The organism is Stenotrophomonas sp. SMYL86 (genome assembly GCF_036320025.1).
Lineage (GTDB): Bacteria > Pseudomonadota > Gammaproteobacteria > Xanthomonadales > Xanthomonadaceae > Stenotrophomonas > Stenotrophomonas maltophilia_A.
This window is the reverse complement of the sequence record NZ_JAWIRU010000025.1, coordinates 45,387-61,393: the sequence shown is the minus strand read 5'-3', so window position 1 is coordinate 61,393 and position 16,007 is coordinate 45,387. Positions and strand designations below refer to the sequence as shown.

Annotated in this window: 13 protein-coding genes; 6 read left to right on the top strand and 7 right to left on the bottom strand. The window is 67.4% G+C overall.

The genetic code is table 11. The features are described from left to right. The first annotated feature begins 142 nt into the window (after positions 1-142). The 3 genes from otsB to otsA are packed head-to-tail and all read left to right on the top strand — an operon-like array spanning position 143 to position 4,083. A complete protein-coding gene (gene otsB, locus V3B64_RS20005) occupies positions 143-901 on the top strand; it encodes a trehalose-phosphatase (RefSeq protein ID WP_032128814.1) in 759 nt (252 codons plus the stop codon). Between the two features lie 39 nt (positions 902-940). Continuing rightward, on the top strand, positions 941-2,722 hold the full coding sequence (locus V3B64_RS20000; protein ID WP_329914792.1) for a glycoside hydrolase family 15 protein: 1,782 nt from the start codon (positions 941-943) through the stop codon (positions 2,720-2,722). After that, the gene (gene otsA, locus V3B64_RS19995) at positions 2,719-4,083 is read left to right on the top strand and encodes an alpha,alpha-trehalose-phosphate synthase (UDP-forming) (protein WP_032128815.1); all 1,365 of its coding nucleotides are present in this window, start codon (positions 2,719-2,721) and stop codon (positions 4,081-4,083) included. The genes V3B64_RS20000 and otsA overlap by 4 nt, the downstream gene beginning before the upstream one ends. 72 nt (positions 4,084-4,155) lie before the next feature. Here otsA and V3B64_RS19990 read toward each other — a convergent pair whose 3' ends face one another. The 4 genes from V3B64_RS19990 to rluD are packed head-to-tail and all read right to left on the bottom strand — an operon-like array spanning position 4,156 to position 6,854. Continuing rightward, positions 4,156-4,593, bottom strand: a complete 438-nt coding sequence (locus tag V3B64_RS19990; protein WP_329914791.1) for a thiol-disulfide oxidoreductase DCC family protein — start codon at positions 4,591-4,593, stop codon at positions 4,156-4,158. After that, a complete protein-coding gene (locus V3B64_RS19985; RefSeq protein WP_329914789.1) occupies positions 4,568-5,074 on the bottom strand; it encodes a DUF4166 domain-containing protein in 507 nt (168 codons plus the stop codon). The genes V3B64_RS19990 and V3B64_RS19985 overlap by 26 nt, the downstream gene beginning before the upstream one ends. Before the next feature lie 20 nt (positions 5,075-5,094). Beyond that, a complete protein-coding gene (gene pgeF, locus V3B64_RS19980; protein WP_032128817.1) occupies positions 5,095-5,865 on the bottom strand; it encodes a peptidoglycan editing factor PgeF in 771 nt (256 codons plus the stop codon). Next, positions 5,865-6,854, bottom strand: a complete 990-nt coding sequence (rluD, locus tag V3B64_RS19975) for a 23S rRNA pseudouridine(1911/1915/1917) synthase RluD (protein ID WP_080291790.1) — start codon at positions 6,852-6,854, stop codon at positions 5,865-5,867. Before rluD ends, pgeF begins: the two co-directional genes overlap by 1 nt. Positions 6,855-6,967: 113 nt before the next feature. On the opposite strand from rluD, the gene V3B64_RS19970 reads away from it, so the two are divergent. Together V3B64_RS19970 and V3B64_RS19965 are read left to right on the top strand one after the other, a co-directional pair. Then, complete coding sequence (locus V3B64_RS19970; protein WP_029379759.1) at positions 6,968-7,855, top strand: outer membrane protein assembly factor BamD; 888 nt, start codon at positions 6,968-6,970, stop codon at positions 7,853-7,855. 190 nt (positions 7,856-8,045) lie between these two features. After that, positions 8,046-9,248: a lipase family protein gene (locus V3B64_RS19965; RefSeq protein ID WP_329914788.1), complete on the top strand. Its 1,203-nt coding sequence runs from the start codon at positions 8,046-8,048 to the stop codon at positions 9,246-9,248. A 765-nt stretch (positions 9,249-10,013) separates the two neighbouring features. Here V3B64_RS19965 and V3B64_RS19960 read toward each other — a convergent pair. The 3 genes from V3B64_RS19960 to sucC all read right to left on the bottom strand — a co-directional run bounded on the left by V3B64_RS19960 (position 10,014) and on the right by sucC (position 13,938). Next, positions 10,014-11,648: an NAD+ synthase gene (locus tag V3B64_RS19960; protein ID WP_032128820.1), complete on the bottom strand. Its 1,635-nt coding sequence runs from the start codon at positions 11,646-11,648 to the stop codon at positions 10,014-10,016. Positions 11,649-11,872: 224 nt separating this feature from the next. Next, a complete protein-coding gene (sucD, locus tag V3B64_RS19955) occupies positions 11,873-12,748 on the bottom strand; it encodes a succinate--CoA ligase subunit alpha (protein WP_005410793.1) in 876 nt (291 codons plus the stop codon). Positions 12,749-12,768: 20 nt separating this feature from the next. Further along, a complete protein-coding gene (gene sucC / locus V3B64_RS19950; protein ID WP_004154430.1) occupies positions 12,769-13,938 on the bottom strand; it encodes an ADP-forming succinate--CoA ligase subunit beta in 1,170 nt (389 codons plus the stop codon). 405 nt (positions 13,939-14,343) lie between these two features. On the opposite strand from sucC, the gene V3B64_RS19945 reads away from it, so the two are divergent. Further along, on the top strand, positions 14,344-15,957 hold the full coding sequence (locus tag V3B64_RS19945; protein WP_032128821.1) for an ATP-binding protein: 1,614 nt from the start codon (positions 14,344-14,346) through the stop codon (positions 15,955-15,957). The last annotated feature ends 50 nt before the right edge of the window (positions 15,958-16,007 follow it).

Here is a 16,007-nt window from a genome sequence, read left to right as displayed (position 1 = left end):
TCAGTCCGGTAGTGCCGGCCGCTGGCCGGCAACCTCAGGGTGCATCCAGGGACCATGACGGTGCCGGCCAGCTGCCGGCACTACCAGATCCGTAGCCTGCCCTCGACCCCACGTACACGCCCGCGCTGGCAAGCTGGGCGTCATGGCTGAACCGCTCCCCCTGCGTCCGCCACCGCCATTGCTGGATGACGCCTGCGCGTTGTTCCTCGATGTCGACGGCACCCTGATCGAATTCGCTGCACGCCCGGATGCCGTGCAGTTGCTGCCGGATGTGCGTGAAGCCATCGGCCGCATCAGCGACCGCCTGGAAGGTGCCGTGGCACTGGTCAGTGGTCGCCCGCTTGAGCAGCTGGATCAACTGTTCGCTCCCCTGAAATTGCCCGCCGCCGGCCTGCATGGCCACGAACTGCGCGGCGAAGACGGTCGTGTGCTGCGCGACGAACACGACGACGACACCGCCGAGTGGCTGCACGCGCTGCACCAGCAGGCGATGCGCTTCGCCCATGGCCATCCCGGCGTGCTGGTGGAAGACAAGGGCGTCGGCCTGGCGCTGCATTGGCGCGGTGCGCCGCACGCGGCAAGTGATGTGCGCGCCTTCGCCGACCGCCACGTGCGTGGCCGTGCCAGCTATCGCCTGCAGCCCGGTGACCATGTGGTCGAGTTCGTTCCGGTCGGCACCGACAAGGGCCGTGCCGTGCGCCGGATGATGCAGTACCTGCCGTTCCGCGGCCGCCTGCCGGTGTTCCTCGGCGATGACCTGACCGATGAGTTCGGCTTCGACGCCGCCAATGGCCAGCATGGCTGGAGCGTGCTGGTGGGCGAACGTGAACCCAGCAAGGCGGTGTTCGCGCTGCCCGACATACGCAGCGTGCACGCCTGGCTGCGTGAGAATGCCTATTGACCCGGCCACCCCACGGCCGCAACCGAGATGTACCGCGTGATGACCCAACCCGATCTTGATCTGGGCGTGGTCGGCAACGGCAGCTTCGGCGCCCTGGTCGACAAACATGCCCGCGTTGTCTGGAGCTGCCTGCCCACCTTCGACGGCGACCCCACCTTCTGTGCCCTGCTCGGCCCCAACCAGCAGACCGGTGGCGACTTCGCCATCGAGCTGGAGGACTTCGCGAGCAGCGAGCAGGAATACCTGACCAACACCGCGATCCTACGTACCGTGCTGCGCGACGCGCACGGTGGTGAACTGGAAATCCTTGATTTCGCCCCGCGCTGGCGCCAGAACGACCGTTTCTACCGGCCGGTCAGCCTGATCCGCCAGGTACGACCACTGGCCGGCAGCCCACGCATCACCGTGCACGCACGGCCACTGGCCGACTGGGGCGCACGCGTGCCCGAGTCCACCTGGGGCAGCAACCACGTGCGCTGGATCCTGCCCGAACACGTGCTGCGGCTGACCACCGACGTGCCGGTGCGCTTCATCCGCGATGGCCTGCCGTTCGTGCTCAACCATCCCATCCACCTGATCCTGGGCGTGGATGAATCGCTCAACCGCTCGATCAGTGGCTATGTGCAGGAAGCCTTCCAGCGCACCCGCGACTACTGGCGCGAATGGGTGCGCTACCTGTCCATTCCACTGGAATGGCAGGACGCGGTGATCCGCAGTGCGATCACCCTGAAGCTGTGCCAGTACGAGGACAGCGGCGCGATCATCGCGGCAATGACCACCTCCATTCCGGAAGCGCCCGGCAGCGTGCGCAACTGGGACTACCGTTACTGCTGGCTGCGCGATGCCGCGTTCGTGGTGCGCGCACTGAACCGCCTCGGCGCAACGCGCACGATGGAACAGTTCCTCGGCTATATCTTCAACCTGGCCACCACCGACGGCACGTTGCAGCCGCTGTATGGCATTGGCTTCGAGGCCAAGCTGGACGAGGACGAAGTAACCAGCCTGTCCGGCTACCGTGGCATGGGCCCGGTGCGGCGCGGCAACCTGGCCTGGGTGCAGCGCCAGCACGATGTCTACGGCAGCGTGGTGCTGGCGTCCACCCAGTTGTTCTTCGACCGCCGCCTGCAGGACCCGGGCGATGCGCACACCTTCGCCCGCCTGGAACCCTTGGGTGAACAGGCGTTCGCCCTGCACGACGTACCCGACGCCGGCCTGTGGGAGTTCCGCGGCCGCACCGAAGTGCACACCTACACCAGCGCGATGTGCTGGGCGGCATGTGACCGCCTGTGCAAGATCGCCGTGCGCCTGAAGCGCGATGACCGCGCCCATTACTGGCGCGAGCGTGCCGACACCATCCATGCGCGCATCATGGCCGAGTCCTGGAGCGAGGAGCTGGGCCACTTCACCGACACCTTCGGTGGTCATCGGCTGGACGCCTCGTTGCTGCTGCTGGCCGACATCGGCTTCATCGACGCGATGGATGCGCGCTTCATCGCCACCGTCGACGCCATCGGCCGCGACCTCAAGCATGGCAACTCGCTGTACCGCTATGTCGCGCCGGATGACTTCGGCGAACCGGAAACCAGCTTCACCATCTGCACCTTCTGGTACATCGATGCGCTGGCGGCGATCGGGCGCATGGACGAAGCACGCGGGATGTTCGAACTGCTGTTGAAGCAGCGCAACCATCTTGGCCTGCTGTCGGAGGATCTGGCCTTCGACAGCGGCGAGGCCTGGGGCAATTTCCCGCAGACCTATTCGCACGTCGGCCTGATCACCGCCGCGATGCGCCTGTCGCGGTCCTGGCAGGAGGCATCGTGAGTCGTCTGGTGGTGGTTTCAAACCGCGTGGCCGTACCGGGCGAGAACCGCGCCGGTGGGCTGGCGGTGGGCCTGCTGGCCGCGCTGAAGGAACGTGGCGGCATGTGGTTCGGCTGGAGCGGCAAGAGCGTGCGCGACGGCAGCGGCACGCTGCACACACAGAAGGACGGTGACATCGAATTCGTCACCCTGGACCTGAGCAAGCGCGAGGTGGATGGCTACTACAACGGTTTCGCCAATCGCACCCTCTGGCCGTTGCTGCACTTCCGCCTGGATCTGGTCGACTACGACCGGGGCACCCGCGAGACCTACCATAAGGTCAACGCGCTGTTCGCTGACAAGCTCGCGCCGCTGCTGCGCGAGGACGACATCGTCTGGATCCACGACTACCACCTGATCCCGCTTGGTGCGCTGCTGCGCGAGCGTGGCATCGGCTGCCGCATCGGCTTCTTCCTGCACATCCCGATGCCGTCGGCCGACCTGCTGCAGGCCATGCCCGACCACCTTCGGTTGTTCTCCGCGCTGTACGCCTACGATCTGGTCGGCTTCCAGACCCAGCGCGACGCCGATCGCTTCCAGACCTACCTGCGCCTGTTCGGCGGCGGCCGCGTGCTCGACAACGGCGAGCTGGAAGCACCGGGCGGGCGCCGCTTCCGTGCGGCGGCGTTCCCGATCGGCATCGACACCGAGCTGATCGCGCGACAGGCCGGCACCGCCGCCACCAAGGCCGCTGTGAAGAACCTGCGCAACAGCCTGCGTGACCGCCAGCTGGCGATCGGCGTGGATCGCCTGGACTATTCCAAGGGCCTGCCCGAACGCTTCCTCGGCTTCGAGCGCTATCTGGAGCGCCATCCGGATCAGCGCGGCTCGCTGACCTACCTGCAGATCGCCCCGGTCTCGCGCGGCGATGTCACCGAGTACCGGCAGCTGCGCAGCCAGCTGGAACAGATCGCCGGGCACATCAACGGTGGCCACGCCGAACCGGACTGGACGCCGCTGCGCTACGTCAACCAGAACTTCACCCATGCCACGCTGACCGGCTTCTACCGGGCGGCGGCAGTAGGCCTGGTCACGCCGCTGCGCGATGGCATGAACCTGGTAGCCAAGGAGTACGTGGCGTCGCAGGACCCGGAAGACCCCGGCGTGCTGGTGCTGTCGCTGCTGGCCGGCGCCGCCGACGAACTCAAGCAGGCGCTGCTGGTGAACCCGCATGATCTGGACGGCGTGGCCGACGCCATCGCCACCGCGGCAACGATGTCGCTGCGCAGGCGCAAGGAACGCTGGCACGCGATGATGGAGCACCTGCGCACCTACGACATCAACCACTGGCGCCGCAGCTATCTGGACGCGCTGGAAGGTTGAGGGAAAAAGGGGACGGAGGGGATTAAGTCGTTTGTGCACAAACGACTTAATCCCCTCCGTCCCCTTTTTTCTTCAATCCAGGAACCGCGCGGCCTGCTCCGGTGCGGGCAGGTAACAGGCGTCATGCCGCCCGAACCAGCGGTAGCGGTTGCGGGCCAGCGCGCGGTACGCGGCATCACGCCAACTGCGCGGCAGCACGCGCAATGCACCGGTCAGACGCCAGACGCTGCCCAGCCCCGCCAGCACGCGAAGGATCGCATCGGTATCGGTCCAGGCGCCCTGTTCGTCCAGCAGCAGGAACGACATCGGGTCCTGCGGGTCCAGCCCATGCGCGCGCAACATCGCACTGCCCTGCGCGCCCTGCATCGCCGCAAAGCGGTAGCGGCCCTTGCGGTCGAAACGCAGCAGGAAGCGCACCCAGCGGTTGCACAGCGCGCACACGCCATCGAACACGATCACCGCGCTGCCGGCCTCGGCGGCGGAATCACTGCGGTTCGAGCCAGCCTTCATAGCGGATCAGGGCTCCGGCCCAGGGCAAGGTCACATCGACCAGGAAAGTGTAACGCGCACCCTGCCAGGCTTCGCGGCAACGCACACCACCAAACCAGCGCCTCGGCAGCGGCAGCAGCCCGAACGCCCAGACCCGCCGCACCGACCAGTCGATGCCACCCTCGCGGGCCTGCAGATCAAATTCGAAGCGCACCGCGCCCAACTGCTCGCGCAGATACCCTTCGTGCGCCCACAGCCGCGACACCATCGGCCAGCGGCCAAACCGCCTCGCCCACTGCTCGCCCTGCCCGTGTGCACTGAACGCCACTTCGGTGGGCAGCGCGTCGCCGTCCTTCGGCAACTGCGCCAACGCGGCCAGCAGCGGCACCAGCCAGTGTCGCCCTCTCACGATGCGCGCCTGCCCCACGTAGCGGCAAGGCAACGGCGCGGCATGCAGCGCCTGCACCGGCGCGGCCAAGGTGGCGAAGGCGGGCCCCAGCACGCTCGCGAACAACGGCGTGGTCAGGGCGCGATCCAGGCCAGGGTCGCCATGCGCCCGGTGCGACGGTCGCGCCGGTGCGAATACAGGTCGGGATCGGCCATCGTCGACACCGTGCCGCCATACACCTGCGCCGGGTCCATGCCCGCCGCCTGCAGGCGCTGACGTGCCAGGGCGAACAGGTCCACCTTCCAGTGCCCCTGGCGTGTCGCCACAAACGCCGCCTCAGCCGCCGGATCATGGCCGACGAAGGCGTGGAAGACCTCTTCGCCGATCTCGTAGTCGGCCGGCCCGGCCGCCGGGCCCAGCCACGCGCGAAGCTGCGCGGGCGGGGTCTGCATGGCGGCCACGGTGGCCTCCAGCATGCCGTCGGCCAGCCCGCGCCATCCGGCGTGAGCGGCGCCCACTTCGCTGCCATCGGCCGCGGCAAACACCACCGGCAGGCAGTCGGCGGTCAGGATCGCCAGCACCACGCCGGGCACCGAGGTCACCGCAGCGTCGGCCACCGGTTCGCTTGCGCCAGGCACCGGCGGCGTTGTGAAGCGCAGCACCGTGCTGCTGTGCACCTGGCGCAGCCAGTGCGGTGCCGAGGGCAGCGCCAGCCCCTGCTGCAGCAGCTGGCGGTTGTGCTCCACGTTGGCAGGGGTATCACCATCGGCCGCGTGCCGGTTGCCCAGGTTGAACTGCGCGAACGGCGCCGGCGAAATGCCCGCACCGTGCCGACGCGTGGTCAGCGCATGGACGCCCGGAGGCGCCGGCCAGTCCGCCTGCAGCAAAGGCAACGCGGCGGCCATCACCAGCGGTCCCGCTCGCGTGCGGCGAAGGCTTCGCTGTCTTCGCGCAGCACCTTCATCAGGTGCAGCATGTCGTCCGGCACCGGCGCGGTGTTGCGCACCGGCTCACCGGTGATCGGGTGCGTGAACTCCAGGGTCTCGGCGTGCAGGGCCTGGCGCTTGAAGCCGCGCAGCGCGGCTACCAGCTCATCGCTGGCGCCCTTGGGCAGCTTCAGCGCACCGCCGTACAGCGGGTCACCGATGATCGGATGGCGCACATGCGCCATGTGCACGCGGATCTGATGGGTACGGCCGGTTTCCAAGCGGCACTCCAGCGCGGTGTGCGCACGGAAGCGCTCGCGCAGTCGGTAATGGGTGATCGCTTCCTTGCCGTCCTCGCGCACGGCCATCTTCAGGCGGTCGCGTGGGTGGCGGTCGATCGGGGCATCGGCGGTACCGCCGGCCACCAGCGCACCCATCACGATGGCCAGGTACTGGCGGTGCACGTCGCGCGCGGCCAGCTGCTCGACCAGTGCGGTCTGCGCTTCCAGGGTCTTGGCCACCACCATCACGCCGCTGGTGTCCTTGTCCAGGCGGTGCACGATGCCGGCGCGCGGCAGCACCGCCACCGACGGGTCGCGGAACAGCAGGGCATTCACCAGGGTACCGCTGTGGTTGCCCGCGCCCGGGTGCACCACCAGGCCGACCGGCTTGTTGATCACCAGCAGGTGCTCGTCCTCGAACAGCACGTCCAGCGGGATGTCCTCCGGCTGGGCGTCGGTCTGGGTCTCGAGCACCACATTGAGGGTCACGAGCTCGCCGCCGCGCAGCGGATCGCGCGGGCGCACCTGGGCGCCGTCCAGCAGCACCTCACCGGCCTTGATCCACTCGGTCAGGCGCGAACGCGAGTATTCGGGGAACAGTTCGGCCACCACGGCGTCGAAACGACGGCCGGCAGCGGTGTCGGGGACGATGGCCTGGCGGGCCGATTCAGAGGGTTGTTCAGACATGGCAGGGGGCATTCTTTGAAATTTTGGGGTCCCGGCGGCCGGTTTCAGTCGCTGGACAGGACACTAGGCTATCATCGACCCTTCGTATTCCAGCCGCGTCCCGCCTCGACCCCATGATCCGACGCTCCGCCATGCTCTCCGCGCCCGTCCGCCTCACCGCCCTGCTGCTGGTGCTGGTCATCGCCGCCACCGGCTGCCACCGTGGTGCCAAGAAGGGCGATCGCCCCGATGAAGGGACGCCGGTCGAACAGTTGTACGAGAAGAGCCACAAGCTGATGCAGGGTGGCAACTGGAGCGGCGCCGAAGCCAGCTTCCGCCGCCTGGTGGCCCAGTATCCGTACGGTCCGTACACCGAGCAGGCGATGATCGAGACCGCCTACGCCCAGTACAAGGCCGGCAAGCACGATGACGCGGTGTCCAGCATCGACCGCTTCATCCGTACCTACCCGACCCATCGCAACATCGCGTACCTGTACTACCTGCGCGGCCTGGCCAACTCCAATCGCAGTACGGTTTTCCTGCGCCGCGTATGGTCGCTGGATGCCAGCCGCCGCGACCTGTCTACGCCGCACCAGGCGTATTCGGACTTCAACATCGTGGTGGACCGCTACCCGAACAGCCGCTACGCCGCCGATGCGCGCCAGCGCATGCTGGAGCTGCGTGACGTGTTCGCCCAGCATGAGCTGGACAACGCCCTGTACTACATGCGCCGCGGCGCCTGGGTCTCGGCCGCCGGCCGCGCCAACTACCTGCTGGAAACCTACCCGCAGAGCGCCTTCCAGTACGACGCCGTGGCTGTGCTGGCCGATTCCTACACCCACCTGGGCAACAAGACCCTGGCCGACGATGCCCGCCGCGTCCTGCAGCTGAACCAGCCGGACCACCCGTGGCTGGAAGGCAAGTGGCCGAAGTACCCGTGGATGATCCGCAAGCTGAACCCGTTCGCCGGCGAGAAATCCGCCAGCACCGGCCAGCGCAACGCGCGACTGGAAAAGAAGTAAGAGAGGGCCCCGAAAGGGGCCTTTTCTTTGTCGGTAGATCCACGCCATGCGTGGATGGTTCGTACGCCCATCGACCACGACACTAGGAATTCTACGAATTCCCGGCGGATGCGACGCCGGTCGCATCCCGCTCCGGCGACGCCCTCCACACTGCGGCGCAACGGCCATCCCGGCCGTGAAGGAGCGCCCCATGACCCTACCGCCCCGCCGTTTCCGCCCCCTCGCCTGCCTCCTCGCCACCGCCGTGCTGGCGCTGTCCTCGGGCCCCCTGGCTGCCGCACCGGGTGCACCGGGCGATCTGCTGTCTGCTGCCCCCTATCGCGCGTCATGGGTGCCGTCCAAGGCTGCGCAGGCCTACAAGCTCCACTACCGCACCCCGGATCTTCGCGGCCAGCTGGCCGAAGGCACCGGCCTGCTGTACCTGCCCGCCGGCGCGGCTCCAGCGGGCGGCTGGCCGGTGGTGTCCTGGGCACATGGCACCCAGGGCATCGCCGATCGCTGCGCGCCCTCGGTGTCCGGCCCCTACCAACCCGAACGCGACGGGCGCTTCCTCGATCAGTTCCTGGCCCAGGGCTATGCGGTGGTCGCCGCGGACTACCAGGGGCTCGGCAGCCCCGGCGAGCATGCCTATCTGCACGTCCGCACGGCCGCGCGCAATGCCATCGACCTGGTCAAGGCCAGCCGCCAGTACCTGGGCAACGCAGCGCTGTCGCCGCGCTGGGTCTCTGTTGGTCATTCACAGGGTGGCGCTGCAGCCCTCACAGCCGGGCATCTGGCGCCCACCTATGGCGGCCCTTCCCTGCACTACCGCGGCAGCTTCACCACCGGCACGCCCACCGCCGTCGAGCTGACCGCGCTGGTGATGAAGCCGGACAACCGCACCGCCAATCCTGGCGCGCTCAACGCGTATCACGCGTATCTGCTCGACGGTCTGTTGCAGGTTGCGCCACAGATCGACCGCGTCCTCAGCGACACCGGTCGCGCCCGCGTGGCAGTGGCACGCGAGCAGTGCCTGGGCGAACTGGCCACCACGCTGGACGGTGCGGATACCGGCAGCATGTTCACTGCACCGCTGACCAGCGTGCCGGGCATCTGGGCGGTGCTGTACGACTATCTCGGCGTACCGCGCCGCGGCTTCAGCCAACCGCTGATGCTCGGCCACGGCAGCGAGGACCGCGATGTGCCCTATCTGACCACCCTGCTGTATGCCGCAGGCCTGGCCCTGCGAGGCGAGCCAGTCGCGTTCCGGCGTTACCCGGTCGACCACCGCGGCACGCTGGACGCGGCGGCGGCGGATGGCCTGGCGTTTGTGCGGGCACGGCTGGGGGACGGACGCTTCAACGACGCTGCGGAAACCGCCAGCCTCGAACAGCTGCTTGAGGACGCCCAGTAGATCCACGTCATGCGTGGATGCGCGGTATGCGGGTTGCCGGCCAGCGGCCGGCACTACCGAACCCGTCCCCCCCCCCCCGGCGGGCCCTCGCGCTCCGCGGGGTGCCCGCCCCGCGGCCGGCACTACCGAACGCAGTAGAGCCACGCCATGCGTGGATGCGCGGTATGCGGGGTTGCCGGCCAGCGGCCGGCACTACCGGACGCAGTAGATCCACGCCATGCGTGGATGCGCGGTATGCGGGGTTGCCGGCCAGCGGCCGGCACTACCGAACGCAGTAGAGCCACGCCATGCGTGGATACGCGGTATGCGGGTTGCCGGCCAGCGGCCGGCACTACCGAACGGAGTAGAGCCACGCCATGCGTGGATGCGCGGTATACGGGTTGCCGGCCAGCGGCCGGCACTACCGAACGCAGTAGATCCACGCCATGCGTGGATGCGCGGTATACGGGTTGCCCGCCAGCGGCCGGCACTACCGAACGCAGTAGATCCACGCCATGCGTGGATGCGCGGTATACGGGTTGCCGGCCAGCGGCCGGCACTACCGAACGCAGTTGATCCACGCCATGCGTGGATACGCGGTATGCGGGGTTGCCGGCCAGCGGCCGGCACTACCGGACGCAGTAGATCCACGCCATGCGTGGATGCGCGGTATACGGGTTGCCGGCCAGCGGCCGGCACTACCGGACGCAGTAGATCCACGCCATGCGTGGATACGCGGTATGCGGGTTGCCGGCCAGCGGCCGGCACTACCCGCCAACCGCAGCTTCAGCCCTTGTAGCCGTTGCTGATCGGGTAACGACGCTCGCGGCCAAATGCCCGGCGCGAGACCTTCGGCCCCGGCGCGGCCTGGTGCCGCTTCCACTCGCTGATGCGCACCAGGCGCAGCACCCGGTCGACCACGGCAGCGTCGTAACCGGCCGCAACGATCTCCGTGCGCGACTGCTCCTGGTCGATGTAGCGATACAGGATGCCGTCCAGCACGTCATAGGCCGGCAGCGAATCCTGGTCCAGCTGGTTCTCGCGCAGCTCGGCCGACGGCGGGCGGCTGATCACGGCCGGCGGGATCACCGGCGCGCCGCCCACGGTGTTGCGCCACTTCGACAGCCCGAACACTTCGGTCTTGTACAGGTCCTTCAGCGGCGCATAGCCACCGCACATGTCGCCGTAGATGGTGGCGTAACCCACCGCGTATTCGCTTTTGTTGCCGGTGGTCAGCAGCAGGCCACCGAACTTGTTGGCCAGCGCCATCAGGATCACGCCACGGCTGCGCGACTGCAGGTTCTCTTCGGTCACGTCCGGCGCAGTGCCTTCGAACATCGGCGCCAGCGATTCCATCAGGCCCTTGAACGCCGGCTCGATCGATACCGCCTCCAGCTTCACGCCCAGTGCCTGGCACTGTTCGGCGGCCAGGTCGTTGGACAGACCCGCGGTATAGCGCGACGGCAACCGCACCGCGGTGACGTTTTCCGCGCCCATCGCGTCCACGGCCATGGCCAGCACCAGCGCCGAATCGATGCCGCCGGACAGGCCCAGCCACACCTTCTTGAAGCCGTTCTTGCGGCAGTAGTCCTGGATGCCACGGGTCACTGCGCGCCAGGCCAGCGCGTCCATGCTCTCGTCGCCATCGTCCATCCACACGTGCGGCATGAAGCGGCGGCTTTCACCGTCGTACTCCACCACCAGCCACTGGTCGACGAAGGCGGCGGCGGCCGGGTGCACGGTACCGTCGCCATCGGCCACCACCGAGGCGCCGTCGAACACCAGCGCGTCCTGGCCACCGACCACGTTGAGGTAGGCGATCGCCGCCCCGCTCTCACGGGTGCGTGCGGCCAGCACCGCATCGCGCTGGGCATGCTTGCCACGCTCGTAGGGCGAGGCATTCGGCACCACCACCAGCTGCGCACCGGCGCGCACGGTGTCGGCCAGCGGCTCGGCGAACCACAGGTCCTCGCAGATCAGCAGGCCGACCGGAATGCCGTTGACCTCGAACACGCAGCTGCCGCCATCCGGATCGACATCGAAGTAACGGCGCTCGTCGAACACCGCATAGTTGGGCAGCTCGCGCTTGCGGTAGGTCTGCTCGACCAGGCCATCGCGCAGCACGCTGGCGGCGTTGTAGACCACCGCACCGGCCGCCTGCGGCCAACCGACCACGGCGGTGATGCCACGGCAGGCAGCAGCGATGCGGGCCATCGCCTGCTCGCACTCGTACAGGAAGCCCGGGCGCAGCAGCAGGTCTTCCGGCGGATAGCCACTCACCGCCAGCTCGGGGAACATCACCAGCTCGGCGCCGTACTCGTCGCGCGCCTGGCCGATCATCTCGATGATGCGCTCGGTGTTGCCGGCGACATCGCCGACCGGGAAGTCGAACTGCGCCATCGCGATGCGGATCGAAGCCATGGGAATCCAGCCTGTGGTTGCAATGTGCCCATTGTAGCGCTGCGCCATGCGCGCGCCGGGCGCGCTCACTGCGTGGACAGCCCCGGCTCAGTAGATCCACGCCATGCGTGGATGGGGTTACCGGGATGGTCAGGGCACCAGACGCAGAAAGGCCGCCCGGAGGCGGCCTTTCTGTTTGAAGCAAGAGCGTCAGTCGAGCATGGCTCGACTCTACACAAGCGGTCTTATTTCACCAGCTTGGCGATGGCAGCGCCCAGGTCGCCCGGCGAGCGGACGGTGACAACACCGGCAGCTTCCATGGCGGCGAACTTGCCTTCAGCAGTGCCCTTGCCGCCCGAGGCGATCGCACCGGCGTGGCCCATGCGCTTGCCGGCCGGAGCCGACGCACCGGCGATGAAACCGACGACCGGCTTCTTCACGTGGTTCTTGATGTACTCGGCGCCGGCTTCTTCAGCGTCACCGCCGATTTCGCCAACCATGATGATGCCTTCGGTCTGCGGGTCTTCGTTGAACAGCTTCAGGCAGTCGACGAAGTTCAGGCCGTTGATCGGGTCACCACCGATGCCGATGCAGGTGGACTGGCCCAGGCCGACTTCAGTGGTCTGCTTGACCGCTTCATAGGTCAGGGTGCCCGAACGCGACACGATGCCGATCTTGCCCGGCTGGTGGATGTGGCCCGGCATGATGCCGATCTTGCACTCACCCGGGGTGATGACGCCCGGGCAGTTCGGCCCGATCAGCACGGTGTCCGGATGCGAACGGGTCAGCACGTTCTTGACGCGCAGCATGTCCAGCACCGGGATGCCTTCGGTGATGCAGACGATGACCTTGATGCCGGCAGCAGCGGCTTCCAGGATCGCGTCGGCCGCGTACGGCGGCGGCACGTAGATGACCGAAGCGTTGGCGCCGGTGCTCTGCACGGCGTCGGCAACGGTGTTGAAGACCGGCAGGTCGATGTGGGTGGTGCCACCCTTGCCCGGGGTCACGCCGCCAACAACCTGGGTGCCGTACTCGATCATCTGAGTGGCGTGGAAGGTGCCCTGCTGGCCGGTGAAGCCCTGCACGATCACCTTGGTGTTCTTGTTAATCAAAACAGACATGGGAATTCCTTGGTGTCGAATCAGGCAGCGTTCTTGACAGCTTCAACGATCTTCTTGGCGCCATCGTTGATGTTGTCAGCCGGGATGATGGCCATGCCGCTGTCACGCAGCAGCTGCTTGCCTTCTTCCACGTTGGTGCCTTCCAGGCGCACCACGACCGGAACCTTGACGCCCACTTCCTTCACGGCGGCGATGATGCCTTCGGCAATCATGTCGCAGCGGACGATGCCGCCGAAGATGTTGACGAAGATGCCTTCAACCTTGTCCGAGGACAGGATCAGCTTGAACGCTTCGATGACGCGCTGCTTGTTGGCGCCGCCGCCCACGTCCAGGAAGTTCGCCGGCTCGCCGCCGTTGAGCTTGATGACGTCCATGGTGGCCATGGCCAGGCCTGCGCCGTTGACCATGCAGCCGATGTTGCCGTCCATGGTGACGTAGTTGATGTCCAGCTCCGAAGCGATCACTTCGGTCGGATCTTCCTGGGTCTTGTCGCGCATGGCGACCAGGGCCTTCTGGCGGAACGCGGCGTTGTCGTCGCTGTCGAACTTGCCGTCCAGCGCGTACAGGTTGCCGTCGTCCAGGATGGCCAGCGGGTTGATTTCAACCAGCGCCAGGTCCTTTTCGTTGAACAGGCGGTACAGGTTCACCATGATGCTGGCGAACTGGCCGGCCTGCTTGGCGGTCAGGCCCAGCTTGAAGCCGAAATCACGGCCGTGGTAACCCTGCACGCCTTCGACGAAGTCGACGTTCAGCGAGTGGATCAGCTCCGGGGTTTCAGCGGCGACCTGCTCGATCTCCACGCCGCCTTCCGAAGAGGCGATGTAGGTGATGGTCTTGGTGCCACGGTCGACCAGCACCGACAGGTACAGTTCCTTGACGATCTCGCCGGCGGTGGTCACCAGCACCAGGTTGACCGGCAGTTCAACGCCAGCGGTCTGGTAGGTGGCCATCTTGGTGCCGAGCATCTTGGCCGCAGCGGCCTTCACGTCGTCGGTGGTCTTGCAGAACTTGACGCCGCCAGCCTTGCCGCGGCCGCCAGCGTGGATCTGCGCCTTGACCATCCAGGGGCCCTGGCCCAGGGAGTTGGCAGCGGCAACCGCTTCGTCCGGGGTCGCAGCGACCTTGCCGGCCGGGACCGGGATGCCGTACTCGGCAAGCAGTTGTTTTGACTGGTATTCGTGGAAATTCATGCGTCACCGTGGGAATAGGAACGACCGCACGCAATTCCTCAGGGCCCCGGCGGGGCGCCGGCATGGACCGCGGCGGGCCCACTATTGTGGCCGAGCCGGCGCCGGGGCGCAAAGAAGTCTGTACAAAACGCCACACCCGGCCAGATTTTCACCGCCATTCAGGCAGTTGCGCCCGGGCCGGCGTTGGCCACCGGTATCCACGGCAGGCCAAATGCGCGATCCGGGCGGCTCCGGCGGCGTCCTGCCGGGGGCCCTATACTGGTCAACCAAGGTGTGTGGTGTCGGGCTTGCCCGGCAGCTTCCACCGCGGGCCACATAGAAGCGACGAACCCACCCGGCTTCAGGGGATGCCAGGCAGGGCCGCCGCAGATTCCAGACCCAGGCAGCCAGAAGGGGAGTTCCGGCGTGTCACCCAGTGCTTCATTGATCGACCGCATCGAATCGATTCCGCGGCGTGAGCTGTACTTCTTCGCGCTGTACCGGGTGCTGATCGCCGCGGTCATCGCCGGCCTGCTCTACAGCCCCCTGTCCGGCATGGTCGGCGAGGCCCATCACCCGCGTCTGGCCGATACCGTCGCGGCGATCTATCTGCTGCTGTCGCTGCTGGCCCTGGCGATCGGCCGCAACGAACGCTGGCTGCGCCCGATCGTGGTCAGCAGCGTACTGGTGGACATCATCGCCGCCACCCTGCTGGCGCATGCCCTGCCCGGTGCCAGCGCCGGCATTTCGATGTCGCTGCTGTTCAACATCGCCGCTGCCGCCACCCTGCTGCCGCTGAGCTGGGGCCTGGGCCTGGCGGTTGCTGCCAGCCTGGCCACCGGCATCGAATACCTCTGGAAGGTGCTCGAAGGCGGTGACCCCACCCGCACGCTGGCCGAGCTGGCCATGTTCGCCACCAGCTACCTGGCGCTGGCCTTCATCAGCTACCAGGTGGGCAACCGCGCGCGCCGCAACCAGCAGCTGGCCAACCAGCGCGGCGACGAAGTGGCCAACCTGTTCCAGATCAACGAACTGATCATCCGCCGCATGCGCACCGGCGTGCTGGTGGTGGACGCCGACAACCGCATCACCCTGGCCAATGAAGCGGCCTCGATGCTGCTCGGCGACAACGACGGCATCGGTGAGACGGGACGGCTGGATCTGGCCAGTGCTGCGCCGGAACTGGCGCGCCGCCTGCAGCGCTGGCGCAACGGCTGGGCGCAGGACGAACTGCCGCTGCAGCTCAACCCCGACCAGCCGGAAGTGCAACCGCGCTTCGCCCGCCTGCTGGCCGGCAGCGAACTGGCGCTGGTATTCCTGGACGACTCCAGCGTGGTCTCGCGGCGCGCCGAATCGCTCACCCTGTCGGCGATGGGCCGCTTCTCGGCCAGCCTCGCCCACGAGATCCGCAATCCGCTGGCGGCGATCAACTACGCCGTGCAGCTGCTGGAGGAAGGCACCGGTTTCAACGAAAGCGACCGCCGCCTGCTGCAGATCATCCGCCAGCAATGCCAGCGCACCAACGGCATCGTCGAGAGCGTGCTGGGGCTGGCACGGCGCGAGCGCGCCACACCCGAGAACGTCGACCTGGTCGCCTTCGTGCGCCGCTTCGTGCTGGAGTACAAGCAGGGCCAGACGCTGGAGACCGACAGCATCGAACCGATCATCAGCGACACGGCGGTGATGGCCCAGGTCGACAGCAAACACCTGTACCAGGTGCTCACCGTGCTGGTGCACAACGCACTGAAATACGGCCGCATCGGCCAGCAACCGGCGCGCGTGCGCCTGCGCGTGGCGCAGCACGAGCGCAGCGCGGTGATCGACGTGATGGACCGTGGCCCCGGCATTCCCGAGAGCGTGGCCGCACAGCTGTTCCGCCCGTTCTTCACTACCTCCGAGCACGGCACCGGGCTGGGCCTGTATATCGCCCGCGAGTTGTGCCGCGCCAACCAGGCACGGCTCGACTACATCCCGGTGCCGGCAGGAGGCTCGTGCTTCCGCCTGGTGCTGCCCGGCCCGCACACGCTGTTGCCCACCTGATTCCAAATCTGTGCGTCAAACATTTGTCGCTTCCAGCCCCCTCGTTTATC